The sequence below is a fragment of the Plectonema radiosum NIES-515 genome, assembly GCF_025753815.1.
GTDB lineage: Bacteria > Cyanobacteriota > Cyanobacteriia > Cyanobacteriales > Nostocaceae > Hassallia > Hassallia radiosum_A.
Genome location: NZ_JAOWRF010000368.1, coordinates 1 through 17,159 on the forward strand (window position 1 = coordinate 1; position 17,159 = coordinate 17,159).

The following is a 17,159-nucleotide window of genomic DNA, read 5'->3' on the forward strand; positions in this document are numbered from 1 at the left end:
TAGTGGGGGAAGATGTAATTCATCCCACCACCAAAAAAGTTATTGCCCCGCGCAATACACCAATTAGTAACGAATTAGCTGCTGTAATTCAAAAAAGCGGCGTTGTCTCTGTGGTAGTGCGGAGTCCTTTAACTTGTGAAGCAGCCCGTTCGGTTTGCCAACACTGTTATGGCTGGAGTTTGGCACACGCGAAGATGGTGGATTTGGGTGAAGCGGTAGGCATTATTGCGGCTCAAAGTATCGGTGAACCGGGTACTCAGTTAACCATGCGGACTTTCCACACTGGTGGTGTATTCACCGGGGAAGTGGCAAAACAAGTGCGTGCCGAAAAAATTGATAATTTTGTGGTGTGCGATCGCTACCTTTTTGCACACTATGCGCCTGTTGCTAATTTCTACTAAATTTTTTAATTCAATTATTTAGCTTAACCGTCATATCTATTTGGATCTTTTTTATCCTTTTTGTCCTTAGAATCTTTTTTGGGTTTTTTAACTTCTTTATTACTTTTTTTTTCTTTTGACATTAGCTTTCTCACTTTTAGGTTAATAAATAAATCTTCCGCCACTTGTACTCAAATCAGGTGACGTTTCAAGCTCTACAATGTATCAATGCTTTGTGAACATAAGCTATTTGGTGAAACTAGAGCATGACGGCAAAGAACGTTTAATAGGGTGTAGTCTGATTGGATAAATAGAATTGATTAACTACGACACAAAACGCAAGTTTAATTTGATTTAGGAGCCATGTAAAAATTCCAGTTCTTTCTAACGGCAGTTTATTCGCAGGAATTGCCACCGCTTCAATTGGTTGAAATCAAGGAAGATACGAAAAGCCGTCCTACGATCGCGATCGGCTTCTTCAGGCTTGTACATCCCAAAGCGGTTACTTCACGGTTGTGTAGCAAGTGACAATGCTGATAAAGCACTGGTGAGCAAGATGAGGGAATTTATCAAGGGTAAAACTGTCAAACACTCTTCGCTCTTGGCTGTTATCGCACTCTGTACCCCTATGGGTGAAAGTAACCGCTTGTGAGGAGTTATCCTTAATTACTACGAAAACGTCTTTTACTTTGTTTGTGTCTAGCAACTGCTTTACGCTTATGTTTTTGCAGAGGTGTTTCAAAGTGACGATGCTTTTTCATGTCTGGAAAAATCCCAGCTTTGGAAACTTCTCGTTTAAATCGGCGTAAGGCTGACTCAATTCCTTCATTTTCTCCGGGAATTATTTGGGTCATTGTATCTCCAATTAAATTGATGTTTTGGGGGTGGTGAGCAAAAAAGGGCAGACAAGGAGTCTACCCTCAAGACCAACGAGTTCAACTCTTGCTCTTAAAGCTTAGTATCGGCGAGAGTTGTATCCACCACCACCACCTCGTCTGTCATTGGAGGAACCTCTTTCTTCACGGGGTTTAGCTTTATTAACTTTTAAGCTACGACCCATCCAATCAGCGCCATCAAGCGCTTCAATTGCCGCTGTTTCTTCGTCGTCTTTTGCCATTTCGACAAAGGCAAAGCCTCTCGGACGACCTGTTTCGCGATCGCTAGGTAGCTGAACGCGATTTACTGTGCCGTATTCAGCAAAAGCCCGCTTTAGGTCTTCTTCTGTAACTTCATAAGATAGATTGCCGACATAAATTGACATAAAACATCTCCAAGAAATCTTAAGTGTAGAGATTTAGATTCAGGAGAGACTTTATTAAAAGGAGTCATATCACCGAAAATAATACTCAATTAAACACAAGCATAACACAGAAAAGATGGTTATTAGTTGCTTGTACGTGCATTATGTCGGTTACTTTCTCCCAAATGGAAAGTTTTTCCTTGTTCGGTGTGCGAGCCTCGGTATATTGCCAAGCCTGTTCTGAAATAACAGGCTTCGTCAAAGCAAAGCTTTGAGGCTACCACACAAAGTGCGGTTGAGCAATCGGACGCGATCGCGCGATCGCACGCTTGACTTGAGTGGGCGGCTACCCTATCGTACTAAAGAATTTGTTAATCACTTCAAAGGCTCATATCTTGCACCTCAGCGTAGAAACCCAGACAACAGAAAAGGATGTGCCATAAGGCTACCTTATTTTTATTGGCGAGCGATCGCGCGATCGCAAGGGTTTTATTTTCATGTCGTCATTTCATCTATATTTATTTTAGCTTCAAAGTGATAGTTTAGGTATAATTTATGCTCAAAGCCCTATTTATTCCTACATTTTGGGATGCGATCGCATCCCAAGTATTCTCGTTATAACCCAGTCACCGTGAGCATTTCTCATTTCCGGCTCAGTCTATTTATTCGGAGATGGAATTACAGCACTTACTGAGGTGATTAGGTATAATAGCGGCAATTAGTAAACCAGTTTTTTAAATTTTATTGATATTTTCTCCGGAAATAGACTAGCCTCTAATCCCTTTGAGCGCTTTGCGCCGTCACTATATCATTATTAGCTGCCCATTGTCTAATATCTTGACGAGCGATCGCAGCTGCCATCAAATCAGGAAATTTATCAGGAGTGCAAGCAAACGCGGCAATACCAAATTCTGTTAATGATAAAGCAATAGAGCGATCGTACATCGGAGCGCCATCATCATTCAACGCTAGTAAGGCGATAAATTGCACCCCAGTATTCACCATCGCTGCAACTCGCTTAAGCATTTCTTTGCGATCGCCACCTTCATACAAATCACTTATTAAAACTAAAATTGTATCTTGGGGCTGTTGCACAAAACCTTGACAATATGCTAACGCTTTATTAATATCAGTCCCACCACCCAATTGAGTGCCAAATAGTAAATCTACTGGGTCTTCCCCTTCATCAGTCAAATCTACAACTTCGGTATCAAAGGCAACTATGCGCGTCTGCACTGCTGATAAAGATGCCAATACAGACCCAAAAATACCTGCATAAACCACAGAAGTTGCCATTGAGCCACTTTGGTCAATGCAAAGTATAATATTGCGTAAATTACTTCGCTTGCGCCCGTAACCGATTCTAACTTCTGGAATAATGGTACGATATTTAGGTTGATAATGCTTGAGATTGGCGCGGATAGTGCGATTCCAATCAATTTCATTGTGTCGGGGACGACGGTTGCTCCTACTGCGGTTCAAGCTTCCCATAACAGCTTGACGCATCGGGTTAGCGAGTTTGCGTTGCAATTCCTCGACGACGCGACGCACAACCATGCGTGCTGTATCTTTAGTAATGCTTGGCATAATATTGCTTAAAGAAAGCAAATTCGCCACTAAATGCACATCTGGCTCCACAGCTTCTAGCATTTCTGGTTCTAACAACATTTGACGCAAATTGAGACGCTCTAGCGCGTCAAGTTGCATCACCTTCACTACCGATGTAGGGAAATAAGTGCGGATGTCACGAAGCCAACGAGCAACTTTTGGGGATGAAGAGCCTAAACCACCAGAGCGCTCGCTATCGTACAATGCACTCAAGGCGTTATCCATTGCCAAATCAGCACCGCTTAATCGACACCCTGTACCATCAGCTTCTTGACTTCCTAACAAAAGTCGCCAACGGCGTAAACGTTCGTCGTCATTTTCAGTCATACTTTACACTATATTTGAAGCTTTGATCTATTGATTGGTCTTTTTGTATTCCACATTAATTCAAATTCGGCTTTTTTGACATACTCCCCACACCTACAGCGGTGGGGATTCTGGGGTCAAACAGCAATTGCTGGCGTAGCCAGTCTAACATCACCTAACCCAATGGTTGATGCCCCAACAAGAGCGAATATTTTTAGCGGCGTTTTCATCTCTTCCATTTACAGAATTACAAGATCGACAACGCCACTGTCTAATAGATAAATCCAGTTTTTCTAAAATATGCCCACAATTAGAACAAGTCTTACTAGATGGATACCATTGATCTATATAAACAACTTGTTTGTGTTTCTTTTTAGCTACCCATTCTAGTATTTGCAGAAATTCTCCAAATGCTAAGTCCGATATTTTTCTACCCCAAAGACGCTGCATACCCTTGAGGTTCAAAGTTTCAAAACACAGTACATCAAACTTGTCCGTCAATTGATGAGCTAGTTTCCACGCGCCATCACGTCTGCGGTTGCAAACATCTTCATGTTTACGAACTAAGTTTTTTCTAGCTCGTTCTCGATTATTTGACCCTTTTAGTTTTTTGGAGTGACTTCTACTAGCTTTTTTGATGGCGTTCAGAGATTGTTTAAGGAACTGTGGAGAATCAATTAAAGTTCCATCAGAGCAAGTTAGAAATTTTTTGAGTCCAAAATCAAACCCCGCTATTTTACCAGTCGTTGATTTAATTTCTAATTCTGACTCCTTCTCAACTACAATAACCATGAATAACTCACCTAGTGGTGTGCGTTTGATAGTTAATGTTTTAATTTTTCCTTCTATTTTTCTGGACTTCCAAAATTGATAAACTTGGCTTCCTATCTTAACTCTATTGCCCCACCGAAACTTATAACCCAATACCGTTCAGTTAAGCCTGAAATCCTCTGTAGAGACGCGAAATACGAAGTCTCTACATGCCGAAATCAATACCAAAAATCCTTAACTGAACCGTATTGACTTATAACCCGCTTGTTTAAGAGTGAATGATTTGTACTTTTTGACCTTCTTGAACCCTGGTGGTCTAACACATGATTTGTTGTGTTGGAAAAATAATTGGTAGGCTTTTTCAATGCGTTGGCAGATATCCTGTACTGCTTGAGAACCTACTAATTGCCAGAAATAATTGCGTTTTCTTAACTTGGCAATATGAGATTGAAGTTTTGCACAGTTTAAGTGTTTACCCCACATTCGGTAGTACCGTTTATGTAGAGCAATACAATGGTTATAGATTACCCCTGCGGCGTTAATCATCCGCTTGAGGTGTCTATTCCGTTTGTGTTCGTACAGCTTAAACTTTAGTGTTTTCATGCTAGTATTATCTCCTCAAATAACGGCAATATGACGGCATGAAAAAATTAACAATTAGATGTTCCGAGGAAGAGTACAAGATACTTGTGGAGTATTGTTCTGAAACAAACCGTACTCAAAACGATGTACTCAGAGAATTAATGAGAAAATTAAACAAACATCCTCTTAGAAGGACGGGGCTTTAAACCCAGTTTTTTGGTAAAGTTTCTATCGATAAGTGCGATCGTCTTCTTAATGGGAGCATTCCAATTTTTTCAAAACACAAATACCTCTTTCTTCCCACTTTGCGAACCTCTGCGTATACCTCTGCGCGACTTTGCGTTTAAAAATAAACTCAAACAATTAGAATACTCTCATCAAGAACGCGCTTTTATTTCTGAGCCAGATTAACATTGTTTTCTGACAACAAAGGTAAAGACAATCCCGGTGCTGCGGCAATTGAAGGGGGTTGAGTCTCCTGTTCTAACTTATACAAATATCGCCCATCGTGAACAGGAGACACAACTTTCATTTTGTGCGGAATGCTATAGTAACGGTGATTTTGTTTGGTTTCTTGCCGTTCTTGAATGCTCTCATTGGCAATCTTCTTACGTAGTTTAATAATCGCATCTAAAACAGCTTCTGGTCTAGGCGGACATCCTGGTATATAAACATCAACAGGAATTAACTTATCTACACCTCGAACTGCCGAGGACGAATCTACACTGAACATCCCCCCTGTAATCGTGCAAGCTCCCATAGCAATCACGTACTTTGGTTCTGGCATTTGCTCGTAAAGTCGCACCAAATTAGGAGCATACTTCATAGTGATTGTACCTGCGGTAATCATCAAGTCTGCTTGTCGGGGAGTCGCACGGGGAATCATCCCGAAGCGCTCCATATCAAAACGAGAAGCGTAAGCAGCCATAAATTCCATGAAACAGCAAGCTGTACCAAACATCATCGGATACAAACTGGACATTTTTGCCCAATTGTAGAGGTCATCTACGGTGGTGAGGATGATATTCTCAGATAGTTGTTGAGTTACTTCCGCACGTTCAACCGGATTGATAATTGAAGTCATCAGTTGATTGCCCCCATAATTAATATTGATAACTACAGTTTGCGATCGCCTACTTTCCGGTATCAGTAAAGATAAGTTTTGTGAAGAACGTCGGTTTTCTTGGAAGGTCAGTAATTTTGGCTATTTACAAATCTAGACATTGCCGAAATGTGCGATCGTTGTCTTCGCAATAGCCACCTCTGCTGTTTTCAATTCTAGCTCTCATGAGTTGCTGAATTAAAAACTCGACGATACACCAATTCTAAAGGTGCGTCCAGGTTGATAAACGCGATTAACTTTTTCATACTCAACACCAGCTAAGTTTTCTACAAAAACATTTAGCCCTAAGTTTCTCGTTATCGGAATCCTACCACCAAGATCCAAGTTCAACCAAGAGGGTGAGAAATCTGTAGTACTCTGACCTGGTAAATTAAATAAGGCTCTACGGGCACCACTGTTGTAACTAGCAATCAGATTAAGCTGCCAACCGTTGGATTGATAACCAATACCCATTTGTGCGACTGAGTAGGGAAGCGTACTCAATTGTAATCCTTTTTCTATACCTGATTCGATGCGGGCATCAGTATAAGTATAATTGAGAAAAGTTGACCATTCACGCGCAATTTGCAAACGCAAAGCTGCTTCTAAACCATTTGTATTTACTAATCCAATATTAGTCCACTGTCCGCGACTTACTGCCAAGCGGTTATCTAAACTACTGGCAAAGTAAGTAAATTGCCCTGTTAAATTATTAGATAATTTGACATCAAGTCCTGCTGTCCAAGAAGAACCAGTTTCCGGTTTGAGGTCGGGGTTGGGCAACCAGCCATGAACGGTATCATAAACATACAATTGGTCTATACCTGGGTTGCGCTGCACTGAAGCCCAACTGCCACGCACTGCAATATTTTCGCTAGGGGCATATTTTAACCCGACGCTAGGGTTAAGGTAACTACCAAACTCACTATTAAAGTTTTGTCTTAATCCTAAATCTGCTTGAAAATTTTTGGTCAGATTCCAAGTATTTAAGGCAAATATTGCTGTTTGAAATCTATCTCTAGTTTCATTACCATTAAAACGAATTCGATTGGGAACATTGCTAAGTAAATCACCATCAAGAGTGCTATTTTTTAAATCTAATCCCCAACGCAGAAGGTTATTCTGATTTAATTGCCACTGATGTTCTACTCTCGCAGTCAATCCTTGAGAATTTAATGAAGCTTGACGAGAAAAAGTACTGCCACTTGGACCATAAGTGCTGAAGTAATCTTGAGCATAGCCGATGGTGGCGTTAAGAATAGAATCTTTACTATTACCAAGCTGGCTTTTCCAAGATAAACCAGTATTGAATACATCATGGTCGAGTCTATCTCTTTGAAGAGGGAAACCAAAATAAGTTAAACCTCGGCGACTGCTAATTATATTAGTATCAAAACTGATAGTATTTTTGGGATCTACATCTAAACTAATATTCCCAAAGTAGTTGCTAGTAGCGGTATCTCCATTAAAAAACCGTCCATTTGCATCACGATTTACAGCCCCAATAGGTACTCTGTAATTATTTTCTGCGTCGTACTTTTCGTAGCCAATATTAAATTTTACTGAGCCAAGAGCACCACCATAGCTAGTGCGATAGTTGTCTTCTCCATAAGAACCATATTGCACTAAACCACTGAATCTGGGTGGACCTTCACCAATTTTAGTGATGATATTAACTACTCCGCCAACGGCTTCTGAACCGTATAATGTGGAGGCTGTGCCACTAGATAATTCCACCCGTTCAATCGATTCTACGGGAATGCTATTGAGGTCAGTATTGCCATGATAAGTGTTAATATTGCTGTTAATCGGTCTGCCATTTAGCAAAAATACAGACTGATTAATTGACTGTCCTCGATAGAAGGTTCCGGTATGAATATCTGCGCCATAACCGACATCGTTAATCGCAAATCCGGGCAAGCCTCTTAATACTTCTGCGGCACTATTAGCACCTTGTTTTTGAATTTCATCTTTATCTATTACATAAACTGGAGTAGATTGAGGCAGAATATCTTGTTCCCCGATCGCATCTAAAGTAATCTCGGCATCATCAGTAGTTTCTGGTTCTGTTTCTGGTCGAGGTTCTTGTTGAGTCGTGGGAGACTGGCTAACTTTATTTGATGCAGATTGCTGAGTTAATAATTTAGCATTAGTCGATGGTAGTTCGATGTCACTTAGACTGGGAATGTCTGAAATTACTTGAAACGATTTATCAGCAGCTAAGGTAGGAAACGCTATGAATAAACTCACTACAGCAACTGGAAGCACAACAAAATACCTTGTCACCCTGTCTCCTCACACAAACTAAAAACAACAACTAAGAATTATTTTGTGGTAACTGCAAACATGTGTCAAAAGACAGACTGTCATACTTCAGTTAACATATTCAAGACTTATATTTTTGAATTTGATGTTGAAAATAGACAATGTAGAGACGCTTAAGTATCGGGTATTGACAGGATTTATATGTAGCGCGATGAAAGTGAAATAGGATTACGCACCTGATGCCATAAACGCGATTTCAGAGTAGCTATCTGATTGCTAAACAGAGTATTTTTGGTAGAAATCGAGTTGATTTGTGTAACTCAATTGATGTTTATTTTTAGGAATTGTACTGCTAATAGTTGACAGCAGAATGTACGGAACATTCCCACCGACTAATTACTTTTTGTTGAATTGTCATTAGAATCACCAGACGGTGCATCTGAAGGCAGCGATTGCGATGGCTGTTGAGTTTGACGTTTTTGCAGTTCGCGGTGACGTTGTGTCCCCCGGATAACAAAATTAGCTGATACTCGCACCTCTTGTTTTCCACTAACGGAGGGTTTTAATTTGAAGTCTCTTGCTTGTTCCAGAAGCGCTTCATCCAATTCCCTGCTACCACTAGGACGAATCAGCCGCACATTGGTAACTTCGCCATTTTGATCGTAATTGATCGCAACTTCTGGGTTGTTTTCGATACCTCGCGATCGCCGCCGCCAAAAAAACCGTTAAACTTCATTGCGAAATAAAAAGATCGCCAAAACAACGTGATAAGTTTTGATGATGTAAAGAGACGACACAGATCAAGGAGAACACAGTGGCAATGGAATCAAATTTATTAACGAGCACAACCCCAGTGCAAGAAGATTTCAGCGAATACGTTGCCCACCTACAGCTTCACATGGCTTTGCAAGCTCGCAATCTGGTTCCAACCCTCACTTCAAAGCTCGAAGACAGTCGGAAAGAACTACTTCATCAAACTCAAGCCAATTTTGAAAAGCTTATATCTCGCCAAGCGCTCTAGAAGATACAAAAATTAAGCAAAATTAACATAAAATAAAAGCAGATTTTGTTGGGTAAACCCTTGGTAGTGTCTCCATCAAGTCTGCTTTTTAAGTATAAAGTGACGAAAATCACAAGGAATTGGAACTACGGCTTGGAGTAGAAAGCCGTTAAGATAATTGCATTACTTTCCTCACCCTCCTAGGCAGTTTGACGGGACGAATCGCTTCGCCGCCAACTGCCTCACCAAAAGCAGTTAGTTAAGGCTGAATGGCGGCTCGAACCAAAATGACTTCATTAATTCCTCGAAATCTTAGCGTAGTTATCCGACCAGTACAACACCGGGACTTGGACGGAATAGAACGCCTATCTCAAGAGTCATTCGCGGAACACACCCCGAAGGAAGCTAATTTTGCCATAAACCAAATGCAATGGCTGCGCCGGTGGTATGGGTTTCTCAAATTCTTGAGTTTGTTTCCCAACCCTCTGAAATATCGCCTTTGTGCTTATGTCGCAGAGCAAGGGCGGACAGTATTAGGCATGATTCAAGTGTCACCCTTTAACCGCACACGCAGTACTTGGCGTGTAGAACGAGTGATGCTCGATCGCACTGCCGATAAGCAAGGAGTTGGCTCACAACTTCTGCGTCATTGCTTTGAATCCATTTTAGAAGCTCGCACTTGGATACTGGAAGTAAATATTAATGATAAAAAAGCCCTAGCACTTTATCGGCAAAATGGATTTCAGCGTCTAGCAGAAATGACTTACTGGGAAATTGCACCAGAGTTGCTTGAAGAATTGGCATCTTCAGAGCCAGATTTGCCAAATTTATTGCCAGTGAGCAATGCCGATGCTCAGTTACTATATCAATTAGATACGGCTTCAATGCCGCCTTTGGTGCGACAAGTATTCGATCGCCAAACCCAAGATTTTAAAACCAGTTTGTTCGGCGCCATAATTGACGCGGTGAAGCAATGGGTGAGCAAAACAGAAGTAGTCACAGGCTATCTATTTGAACCCCAACGCAAAGCAGCGATCGGTTATTTTCAACTTTCACTAGATCGTAAAGGTCAACAACCACATGTAGCTACGCTGACTGTTCACCCAGCATACACTTGGCTGTATCCAGAGTTGCTGTCTCAGTTGGCTCGCATCGCTCAGGATGTCCCCAAACAACCGTTGCAGTTGGTTTCGGCAGACTATCAACCAGAAGGAGAAGAGTATTTAGAGCAAATTGGCGCACATCGTCGAGAACACACTTTAATTATGTCGCGCTCAGTGTGGCATAAAGTTCGCGAGTCTAAATTTGTCTCTCTAGAAGGAATTCAACTGCCGGAAGTACTCCAAGGATTGCAACCCGCACGTAAACCCATACCGGGTGGGATGTCATGGCAGCAACCCAGAAAGCCGCAATTGCCAGAAAGAAAAGTAAAGATAAATCCTTCTGGTGAATCGATTTCTTTTTCACGCAACAATTGCAACGTAGAACCACCCCTAAAGCCGGAATCAACAGATGCAAAGCCGGAGTGAGTTTGGGCATTTAGAAAAGGGACTCCTTGGAGGACAAGGGGGACTCCTTGGAGGACAAGGGGGACTCCTTGGGGGAAAAATTTCTCCCTTGTCTCCCCCCTCTCCCTTGATCACGCAGTCCCCCCCTCCCCCTCTCCCCATCTCGGCTTTAGGTTTGGATGTTGGTAGTAAGCGTATTGGTGTGGCAGGATGCGATCGCACTGGTTTGATTGCTAGTGGCATCACTACCATAGAACGCAAATATTTGCAACAAGATATAGAGCAAATACGACAACTGGTAAATGAGCGCGAAGTAAATGTTCTGGTAGTCGGTTTACCTTATTCTATGGATGGTTCTTTGGGGTTTCAGGCGCGACAAATACAAAAGTTTGCCGTCAAGTTGTCTAAAGCTCTCAAATTGCCTGTTGAATATGTAGATGAACGATTAACTTCATATCAGGCAGAGCAAATGCTAATAGCCGAAAACCGCTCTCCATCCCGCAATAAAGGCTTAATTGATCGCATTGCCGCATGTTTGATTTTGCAACAATGGTTGGATACTCGAGCGATCGCACTCCACAAGGCAGTAGGCTGCCCTTGAGTATTGATACTTTGAACGTGATATTCTGAAGTCTGTTAGCCAGCACTTGATATACTGCGAAAGCTATTTAATAGTTAAGCGATTTCTACAGTGGCTGGGAATTATAAAGCTCCACACCTCGGCTATGTTTTCCTCACCATATCCTGAAGAAAATGACAACGCTCCTGCTGGGTCGATTACTTTGACCGATGACAAAGAGCGATCGCTCGAATGTTACATTGAGCATTCGCTCTCTGTAGATGAGCAAGAGTATGTTTTACTTCTTCCTGTTGACTCACCTGTGGAAATTTTTGCTTGGCAAGGTGACGGCGAGGAAGAAGAAGCCATTCTCGTAGAAGATGATGCGACCATTGACGAAATTTTTGCGACGGCTCAAGCTGTACTATCTGAGCAAAATTTGCAACTCAAAAATACTGCTTACGCTCTGACGGTTGCGGGTGAATTACCCCCTGTCGAAGAGTCAGAACTCTTTACTTTAGAAATTGAAGATGAAGACGAAGATTTAGAGCCAGAGCAATTACAACTTCTAGCTAGTTTCTACTATGAAGACCAGGAGTACGCAATTTACACCCCCCTCGATCCACTGCTGTTTTTTGCACGGATCTCGGCAACCGGTACACCTGAATTACTCTCTCCAGAAGAGTTTCGCAAAGTCCAACCACTGCTAGAAGAACATTTGTTTAATGAAGTTGAATAAAAGAATTCTGTACTTCTAGAGACGCGATCGCGTCTCTAGTCTCTACAGAAGGAGCGCAGTCCAAATCATAATGGTGGGGTTGTTAACACCACCATTGTGTAGACTGCCTAGTAGAGAAAAGGGAGGGTCTTAAACCCTTTTATTTATCCACTGCTTCCTAGAGAATTCATCAGCTCCCAAATGACTCCAGCTTGAAGATGATGTCATGTTATTGAAAATACCCGCAAGCGTAAAAAGAGGGGCTAGGGATGAGGGTTGATGAAAATTCTAGTTGATTTACCGTACATGATATAAATTATTGTTGATAATTAAAATTAAAAATTAAGAATTAAAAGTATTTTTGATTTTTGATCTTAAATTATTTCATGACAACAAACATGAAAGTTGAGCAAAAAATTTGGCAGCGCTCATTAATTTTGGGTCTGCTGCCATTAACTTTAGTAATTGCAACTTGGCGTTCTTTGAGTTGGTGGAGTTGGGCAACTTCCCCAACCCAACCAACTAAAGCCAAATCGCTACAAATTCAGATTCCTTCAGGAACCGCAGCGCAGCAAATTGGACGCAACTTAGAAAAAGCAGGTTTGATTCGTTCTCAATTTGCCTGGAATTTATGGGCACGATATTTAGCTTGGCAAAATCCCAAAGGTGACTTCAAAGCCGGAACCTACGAATTGTCACCCTCACAACCATTACCCTTGATAGCTGAAAAAATCTGGCTTGGGGACGTAGTGCAAGCCAACTTCACCATTCCCGAAGGTTGGTCACTGCGGCAAATAGCAGCTTACTTTCAAGTAAAAGGCTTTTTTACCGCTCAAGAGTTTATCAGAGCTGCAAATCAAATTGACCGCCAACAGTTTCCCTGGATACCTGCCGATTTACCGAATTTGGAAGGATTTTTATACCCAGACACTTACAAAATCGCCAGCGGAAAAATTACGCCACAAGCTTTAGTTAAACAGATGCTGAAGCAATTTGAGCAAGTTGCTTTGCCAGTGTATCAAAAACAACAAAAGAAGACTAATCTCAACCTGAAGCAGTGGGTAACTCTTGCTAGTATCGTAGAAAAAGAGGCGGCAGTGCCTAGTGAGCGATCGCGTATTGCTGGCGTTTTCACCTCTCGCTTACAAAAAGGAATGCGTCTAGAAAGCGATCCCACAGTCGAATACGGTTTGGGAATCCGGCAAACAGCAGATAAACCACTGACTTTTGCCCAAGTAAAAATTGCATCTCCTTACAACACCTATCTTAATCAAGGCTTACCACCAGGACCCATTGCTGCTCCTGGTTTGGCTTCTTTAGAAGCAACTCTAAATCCCGAAAAAACCGATTATTTGTATTTTGTAGCACGTTACGATGGCACTCATGTGTTCACCCCCACCCTAAAAGAACACTTGGCAGCTGTTGCTAAAATCCGCCGAGAACGAAAATAGTTAGGAGTGAGGAGTGAGGAGTTAGGAGGAGCGGAGGAGCGGAGTTATAAATTATGATTTTTAACTCTGTACTTTCTCATTACTGGCATTTCACTTTTGACTCCGCTCCTCCGCTCCTCCGCTCCTCCGCTCCTCCGCTCCTCCGCTCCTCCGCTCCTCCGCTCCTCCGCTCCTCCTCACTATTGACCATGACCTGGAACAAACTCTTACAGCCTGACTTGATTTTAGAAGGTTCAGTGTTGAACCTCACACCAGACATTATCCAAAAATATCAGCTCAAGGGGCTGGTGTTGGATGTAGATGAAACTTTGGTTCCGGTGAGAGTTGGAACAGCTTCAAAAGAATTGCAAGAATGGGTAGCGCAAATTCGCCCTTTTACATCATTGTGGTTGGTAAGCAATAACTTAAGTGAAGCCCGCATCGGTGGAATTGCCCGTTCTCTGAATTTACCTTACTATCTGGGCGCTGCCAAACCCTCGCGACGCAAGATTAGAGCCGCACTCAGAGAGATGGATCTACCTGTGCAGCAAGTGGCAATGGTAGGCGATCGCTTGTTTACAGATGTGTTAGCTGGTAATCGCTTAGGGATGTTCACCATCTTAGTTGAACCAATTCTCCACCCAGATGCTGTCTTGCGATCGCATCCCATACGCAACTTTGAAGTTTTAGTATCGGAAATCTTAGGAGCCTCTATTACTCCCAAGAAACAAAGAGTTACAAAGCATCACAAAGGTTGATGAATCGTCAGGAAAGTAAATCTAAAGAAATAATAAAGAAATCGGGGATCGCTGCAAAAATCGGGGATCATAAGTATTAATAACATGGGATCAGCCAAATATAGATCCTAGTCCATGTAAAATCAATATATTTGTAAAGCGTCAACCCTCACCTATAGAAGGATTGGCGCTTTACAATTTCAGTTAATAGTTAAAAGTTATAAGTTATGAGTTAAAATTCATAACTCCTAACTCCTAACTCCTAACTTTTTCAATGCCTTTAACAATTGTCGTAAAAATTGGAACTTCCAGTCTCACCCAACCAGAAACCGGACTACTAGCGCTTTCCACCATTGCAAGTGTGGCAGAAACTCTTTCACAGTTGCGACGTGAAGGACATCGCGTAATTTTGGTTTCCTCTGGTGCTGTGGGGGTGGGTTGTGCGCGGTTGGGTTTAAAAGAACGTCCGAAAGCGATCGCTCTCAAACAAGCTGTAGCGGCAGTTGGACAAGGTAGATTAATCCGCGTCTACGATGATTTATTTACCACTTTGCAACAGCCAATTGCTCAAGTTTTGCTAACTCGCAACGATTTGGTAGAACGCACTCGTTATCTAAATATCCTCAACACCTTCAACGAATTACTGGAATTAGGGGTGATTCCGGTGGTGAATGAGAATGACACCGTAGCGGTAGAAGAATTGAAATTTGGCGATAATGACACTTTATCGGCTCTAGTTGCCAGTTTAGTTAAAGCAGATTGGTTGTTTTTGCTAACTGATGTCGATCGCCTTTATACTGCCGATCCCCGTTCTGTACCCGATGCGAAAGCGATCGCTTTAGTTGATAGCATTGAAGAATTAAACAAACTACAAATACAAACAAGTACTCAAGGTTCTCAATGGGGTACTGGTGGGATGGTGACAAAAATTTCCGCTGCCCGAATTGCGACTACAGCCGGGGTTCGCACCGTAATTACTCAGGGAAAATATCCGAAAAATATAGAAAAAATATTACAAGGTGAGTTAATTGGTACTCACTTTACACCGCAACTAGAACCAACGAGTGCCCGCAAACGCTGGATAGCTTATGGGCTTGTGCCTGCCGGAAAATTGTATTTAGATGCGGGTGCGATCGCCGCAATTTCTCAAAGTGGGAAATCGTTATTAGCGGCTGGTATAAAAATAGTTGAAGGTCAGTTTGATACTCAAGAAGCTGTGCAATTATGCGACAGCCAGGGTAACGAAATCGCTAGAGGATTAGTGAATTACAGCAGCGACGAACTACAAAAGATTCGCGGATGTCATTCTAGGCAAATTTCGACGATTTTGGGTTATGTGGGTGCTGAAACCGTCGTGCATCGCGATAATTTGGTTTTGATGTAGCAGGGTATTCAACAGCAAAATAATATTACATTTGGACGCGATATCAGAGCAATTCAGAAATACTTAGGGCATAAGAACATTCATCATACGGTTAGCTACACTCAGGTATCACTGCAACGATTTGAAAATTTTTGGACGGATTAACCTAGAAACTTCCAAAGCACTTTACCTGCATAGTAAGTAGGAAGGCACAATTAAATATAAGATAAAACCTCACCCTCAATCCCTCTCCTTGTTAAGGAGAGGGAAGCGGTCGGCTCTTTGAGGTTTTATATTTAATTTGACCCACTTACTTACTTTTACTTTTTAACTAGTCTTTTTTCGGAATCGCCATTTTTACATTTGTAGGTTTGTGTAAGAACTACGTACATGAGTACCGAACGTAAAGAAATGCATATTAGCATTACGGATGACTTGAAGAAGCGATTTCATGCCACCTGTGTCATGCGGGGTAAGAAGATGAGCCAAGTAGTAATTGAGCTAATCGAACAATGGCTGGAAAGCAACGAGGTTCCCCAAACTGGGGAGATAAAGAGGTAAGAAATACACGACCAAATCGGATGTTCTTGTTACTGGTAAAAGCAGTTGAATCAGAAATTTTATCAACTTACATAACTGGAGTTTAGCAAATGGTGCAAACAATCTTAATTTTGACAGCAAATCCTAAAGATACTTCACGACTACGTTTAGATCAAGAGGTGCGAGATATTGAAGAAGGATTACAGCGGGCAAAAAAACGCGATCAGTTCGTTCTAGAATCAAAGTTGGCAGTGCGACCGAGGGACATTCAGCGGGCAATGCTGGATATAAATCCTTCTATTGTTCATTTTTCTGGACATGGAACGGGGGATGAAGGTCTGATATTTGAAGATGAAATAGGTTCGGCAAAGCTAGTTGATGGAGAAGCCTTAGCAGGACTGTTTGAACTGTTTGCGGATCAAGTTGAGTGTGTTGTTCTTAACGGCTGTTATTCGGAGGTGCAAGCAAGCGCAATTTCTCAACAAATTAACTATGTGATTGGCATGAACAAGGCAATTGGAGATAAAGCAGCAATTGAATTTGCTGTGGGTTTTTACGATGCTCTAGGAGCAGGAAAGCCCGTTGAATTTGCCTACAAACTTGCTTGCGCTGCAATTCGGTTAGCAGGTGTTCGAGAGCAGCTAACCCCGATTCTCAAGATAAAGCCAAATATTGATGAGAAGGTTATCAAGAGCAGTTTGCCTGAAGAACAGCTTACAGGAGGGAATGAACCTGCATCTGAGCCATCTGAGGAACTAAACGACTCTGACAAAGAAATACTTACAGAACTCTTGATACGTAGTGGACGTGCAGAATATTCGGCACGAAAAGCACTTTGTCTAAAAATTGGAATTGAACCAAATCAACTTGGATTTTTAAGGCAATCCACCGACGCTGACTTTGCCTTAGAGCTAATTAGTTATTTGCATAGTATAGATGACAAACAAGCTCTTTGTAAAATCTGCAAAGAACTTGAAGTTGTGTTTAAAAGAGGGAAGTACGCAGCTGATTTAGAAAATATTAAATCAAAACTAAATTGTAAGTAGAGTG

Annotated in this window: 18 protein-coding genes and 2 pseudogenes; 11 read left to right on the plus strand and 9 right to left on the minus strand. The window is 41.8% G+C overall.

Annotation, left to right across the window (positions count from 1 at the left end; genetic code table 11):
• Positions 1-326, plus strand: a pseudogene (locus tag OGM63_RS25680) (hypothetical protein); the annotation flags it as partial.
• Between the two features lie 98 nt (positions 327-424).
• Here OGM63_RS25680 and OGM63_RS25685 read toward each other — a convergent pair.
• From OGM63_RS25685 to rbp, 3 genes are all read right to left on the minus strand, one after another.
• Entirely contained in the window at positions 425-565 is a 141-nt protein-coding gene (locus OGM63_RS25685) for a hypothetical protein (protein WP_263748541.1), read from the minus strand.
• Between the two features lie 477 nt (positions 566-1,042).
• A complete protein-coding gene (rpsU, locus tag OGM63_RS25690) occupies positions 1,043-1,234 on the minus strand; it encodes a 30S ribosomal protein S21 (protein ID WP_029637314.1) in 192 nt (63 codons plus the stop codon).
• A gap of 101 nt (positions 1,235-1,335) precedes the next feature.
• The gene (gene rbp, locus OGM63_RS25695; protein ID WP_263748542.1) at positions 1,336-1,641 is read right to left on the minus strand and encodes an RNA-binding regulator; all 306 of its coding nucleotides are present in this window, start codon (positions 1,639-1,641) and stop codon (positions 1,336-1,338) included.
• Positions 1,642-1,891: 250 nt separating this feature from the next.
• Between rbp and OGM63_RS25700 the strand changes: the two genes are divergently transcribed.
• Positions 1,892-2,158 (plus strand): hypothetical protein, encoded by a 267-nt coding sequence (locus OGM63_RS25700; protein ID WP_263748543.1) that lies wholly within the window; start codon positions 1,892-1,894, stop codon positions 2,156-2,158.
• 236 nt (positions 2,159-2,394) lie between these two features.
• On the opposite strand, the gene OGM63_RS25705 is transcribed toward OGM63_RS25700, so the two are convergent.
• The 6 genes and pseudogenes from OGM63_RS25705 to OGM63_RS25730 form a co-directional block, all read right to left on the minus strand.
• The gene (locus OGM63_RS25705; protein WP_263748544.1) at positions 2,395-3,555 is read right to left on the minus strand and encodes a VWA domain-containing protein; all 1,161 of its coding nucleotides are present in this window, start codon (positions 3,553-3,555) and stop codon (positions 2,395-2,397) included.
• 150 nt (positions 3,556-3,705) lie between these two features.
• Complete coding sequence (locus OGM63_RS25710) at positions 3,706-4,458, minus strand: RNA-guided endonuclease InsQ/TnpB family protein (protein WP_263748545.1); 753 nt, start codon at positions 4,456-4,458, stop codon at positions 3,706-3,708.
• Positions 4,459-4,539: 81 nt separating this feature from the next.
• Entirely contained in the window at positions 4,540-4,908 is a 369-nt protein-coding gene (locus OGM63_RS25715; RefSeq protein ID WP_263748546.1) for a hypothetical protein, read from the minus strand.
• Between the two features lie 370 nt (positions 4,909-5,278).
• Entirely contained in the window at positions 5,279-5,971 is a 693-nt protein-coding gene (gene nuoB, locus OGM63_RS25720) for an NADH-quinone oxidoreductase subunit NuoB (protein WP_263748547.1), read from the minus strand.
• Between the two features lie 216 nt (positions 5,972-6,187).
• Positions 6,188-8,275 (minus strand): TonB-dependent receptor plug domain-containing protein, encoded by a 2,088-nt coding sequence (locus OGM63_RS25725; RefSeq protein WP_263748548.1) that lies wholly within the window; start codon positions 8,273-8,275, stop codon positions 6,188-6,190.
• A gap of 371 nt (positions 8,276-8,646) precedes the next feature.
• Positions 8,647-8,958, minus strand: a pseudogene (locus OGM63_RS25730) (energy transducer TonB family protein); the annotation flags it as partial.
• A gap of 116 nt (positions 8,959-9,074) precedes the next feature.
• Between OGM63_RS25730 and OGM63_RS25735 the strand changes: the two are divergent.
• The 9 genes from OGM63_RS25735 (at position 9,075) to OGM63_RS25780 (ending at position 17,155) form a co-directional block, all read left to right on the plus strand.
• Entirely contained in the window at positions 9,075-9,275 is a 201-nt protein-coding gene (locus OGM63_RS25735) for a hypothetical protein (protein ID WP_263748549.1), read from the plus strand.
• A 266-nt stretch (positions 9,276-9,541) separates the two neighbouring features.
• Complete coding sequence (locus OGM63_RS25740; protein WP_263748550.1) at positions 9,542-10,783, plus strand: GNAT family N-acetyltransferase; 1,242 nt, start codon at positions 9,542-9,544, stop codon at positions 10,781-10,783.
• 139 nt (positions 10,784-10,922) lie between these two features.
• Complete coding sequence (gene ruvX, locus OGM63_RS25745; protein WP_375340525.1) at positions 10,923-11,363, plus strand: Holliday junction resolvase RuvX; 441 nt, start codon at positions 10,923-10,925, stop codon at positions 11,361-11,363.
• Positions 11,364-11,487: 124 nt separating this feature from the next.
• Positions 11,488-12,060 (plus strand): DUF3727 domain-containing protein, encoded by a 573-nt coding sequence (locus OGM63_RS25750; protein WP_263748551.1) that lies wholly within the window; start codon positions 11,488-11,490, stop codon positions 12,058-12,060.
• Between the two features lie 365 nt (positions 12,061-12,425).
• Entirely contained in the window at positions 12,426-13,490 is a 1,065-nt protein-coding gene (mltG, locus tag OGM63_RS25755; RefSeq protein ID WP_263748552.1) for an endolytic transglycosylase MltG, read from the plus strand.
• Positions 13,491-13,678: 188 nt separating this feature from the next.
• Complete coding sequence (locus OGM63_RS25760) at positions 13,679-14,227, plus strand: YqeG family HAD IIIA-type phosphatase (RefSeq protein ID WP_263748553.1); 549 nt, start codon at positions 13,679-13,681, stop codon at positions 14,225-14,227.
• Between the two features lie 253 nt (positions 14,228-14,480).
• Positions 14,481-15,590: a glutamate 5-kinase gene (proB, locus tag OGM63_RS25765; protein WP_263748555.1), complete on the plus strand. Its 1,110-nt coding sequence runs from the start codon at positions 14,481-14,483 to the stop codon at positions 15,588-15,590.
• Positions 15,591-15,959: 369 nt separating this feature from the next.
• Positions 15,960-16,130 (plus strand): plasmid partition protein ParG, encoded by a 171-nt coding sequence (locus OGM63_RS25775; protein WP_263748556.1) that lies wholly within the window; start codon positions 15,960-15,962, stop codon positions 16,128-16,130.
• Between the two features lie 89 nt (positions 16,131-16,219).
• Positions 16,220-17,155, plus strand: a complete 936-nt coding sequence (locus OGM63_RS25780) for a CHAT domain-containing protein (RefSeq protein WP_263748557.1) — start codon at positions 16,220-16,222, stop codon at positions 17,153-17,155.
• Positions 17,156-17,159: the final 4 nt, after the last annotated feature.

What these genes read in the sequence shown, in the direction of transcription:
- rpsU (WP_029637314.1), bottom strand. Translation starts at nt 1,234, where the DNA reads ATGACCCAAATAATTCCCGGAGAAAATGAAGGAATTGAGTCAGCCTTA.
- rbp (WP_263748542.1), bottom strand. Translation starts at nt 1,641, where the DNA reads ATGTCAATTTATGTCGGCAATCTATCTTATGAAGTTACAGAAGAAGAC.
- OGM63_RS25705 (WP_263748544.1), bottom strand. Translation starts at nt 3,555, where the DNA reads ATGACTGAAAATGACGACGAACGTTTACGCCGTTGGCGACTTTTGTTA.
- OGM63_RS25715 (WP_263748546.1), bottom strand. Translation starts at nt 4,908, where the DNA reads ATGAAAACACTAAAGTTTAAGCTGTACGAACACAAACGGAATAGACAC.
- nuoB (WP_263748547.1), bottom strand. Translation starts at nt 5,971, where the DNA reads ATGACTTCAATTATCAATCCGGTTGAACGTGCGGAAGTAACTCAACAA.
- OGM63_RS25735 (WP_263748549.1), top strand. Translation starts at nt 9,075, where the DNA reads ATGGAATCAAATTTATTAACGAGCACAACCCCAGTGCAAGAAGATTTC.
- OGM63_RS25740 (WP_263748550.1), top strand. Translation starts at nt 9,542, where the DNA reads ATGACTTCATTAATTCCTCGAAATCTTAGCGTAGTTATCCGACCAGTA.
- OGM63_RS25750 (WP_263748551.1), top strand. Translation starts at nt 11,488, where the DNA reads ATGTTTTCCTCACCATATCCTGAAGAAAATGACAACGCTCCTGCTGGG.
- mltG (WP_263748552.1), top strand. Translation starts at nt 12,426, where the DNA reads ATGACAACAAACATGAAAGTTGAGCAAAAAATTTGGCAGCGCTCATTA.
- OGM63_RS25760 (WP_263748553.1), top strand. Translation starts at nt 13,679, where the DNA reads ATGACCTGGAACAAACTCTTACAGCCTGACTTGATTTTAGAAGGTTCA.
- proB (WP_263748555.1), top strand. Translation starts at nt 14,481, where the DNA reads ATGCCTTTAACAATTGTCGTAAAAATTGGAACTTCCAGTCTCACCCAA.
- OGM63_RS25775 (WP_263748556.1), top strand. Translation starts at nt 15,960, where the DNA reads ATGAGTACCGAACGTAAAGAAATGCATATTAGCATTACGGATGACTTG.
- OGM63_RS25780 (WP_263748557.1), top strand. Translation starts at nt 16,220, where the DNA reads ATGGTGCAAACAATCTTAATTTTGACAGCAAATCCTAAAGATACTTCA.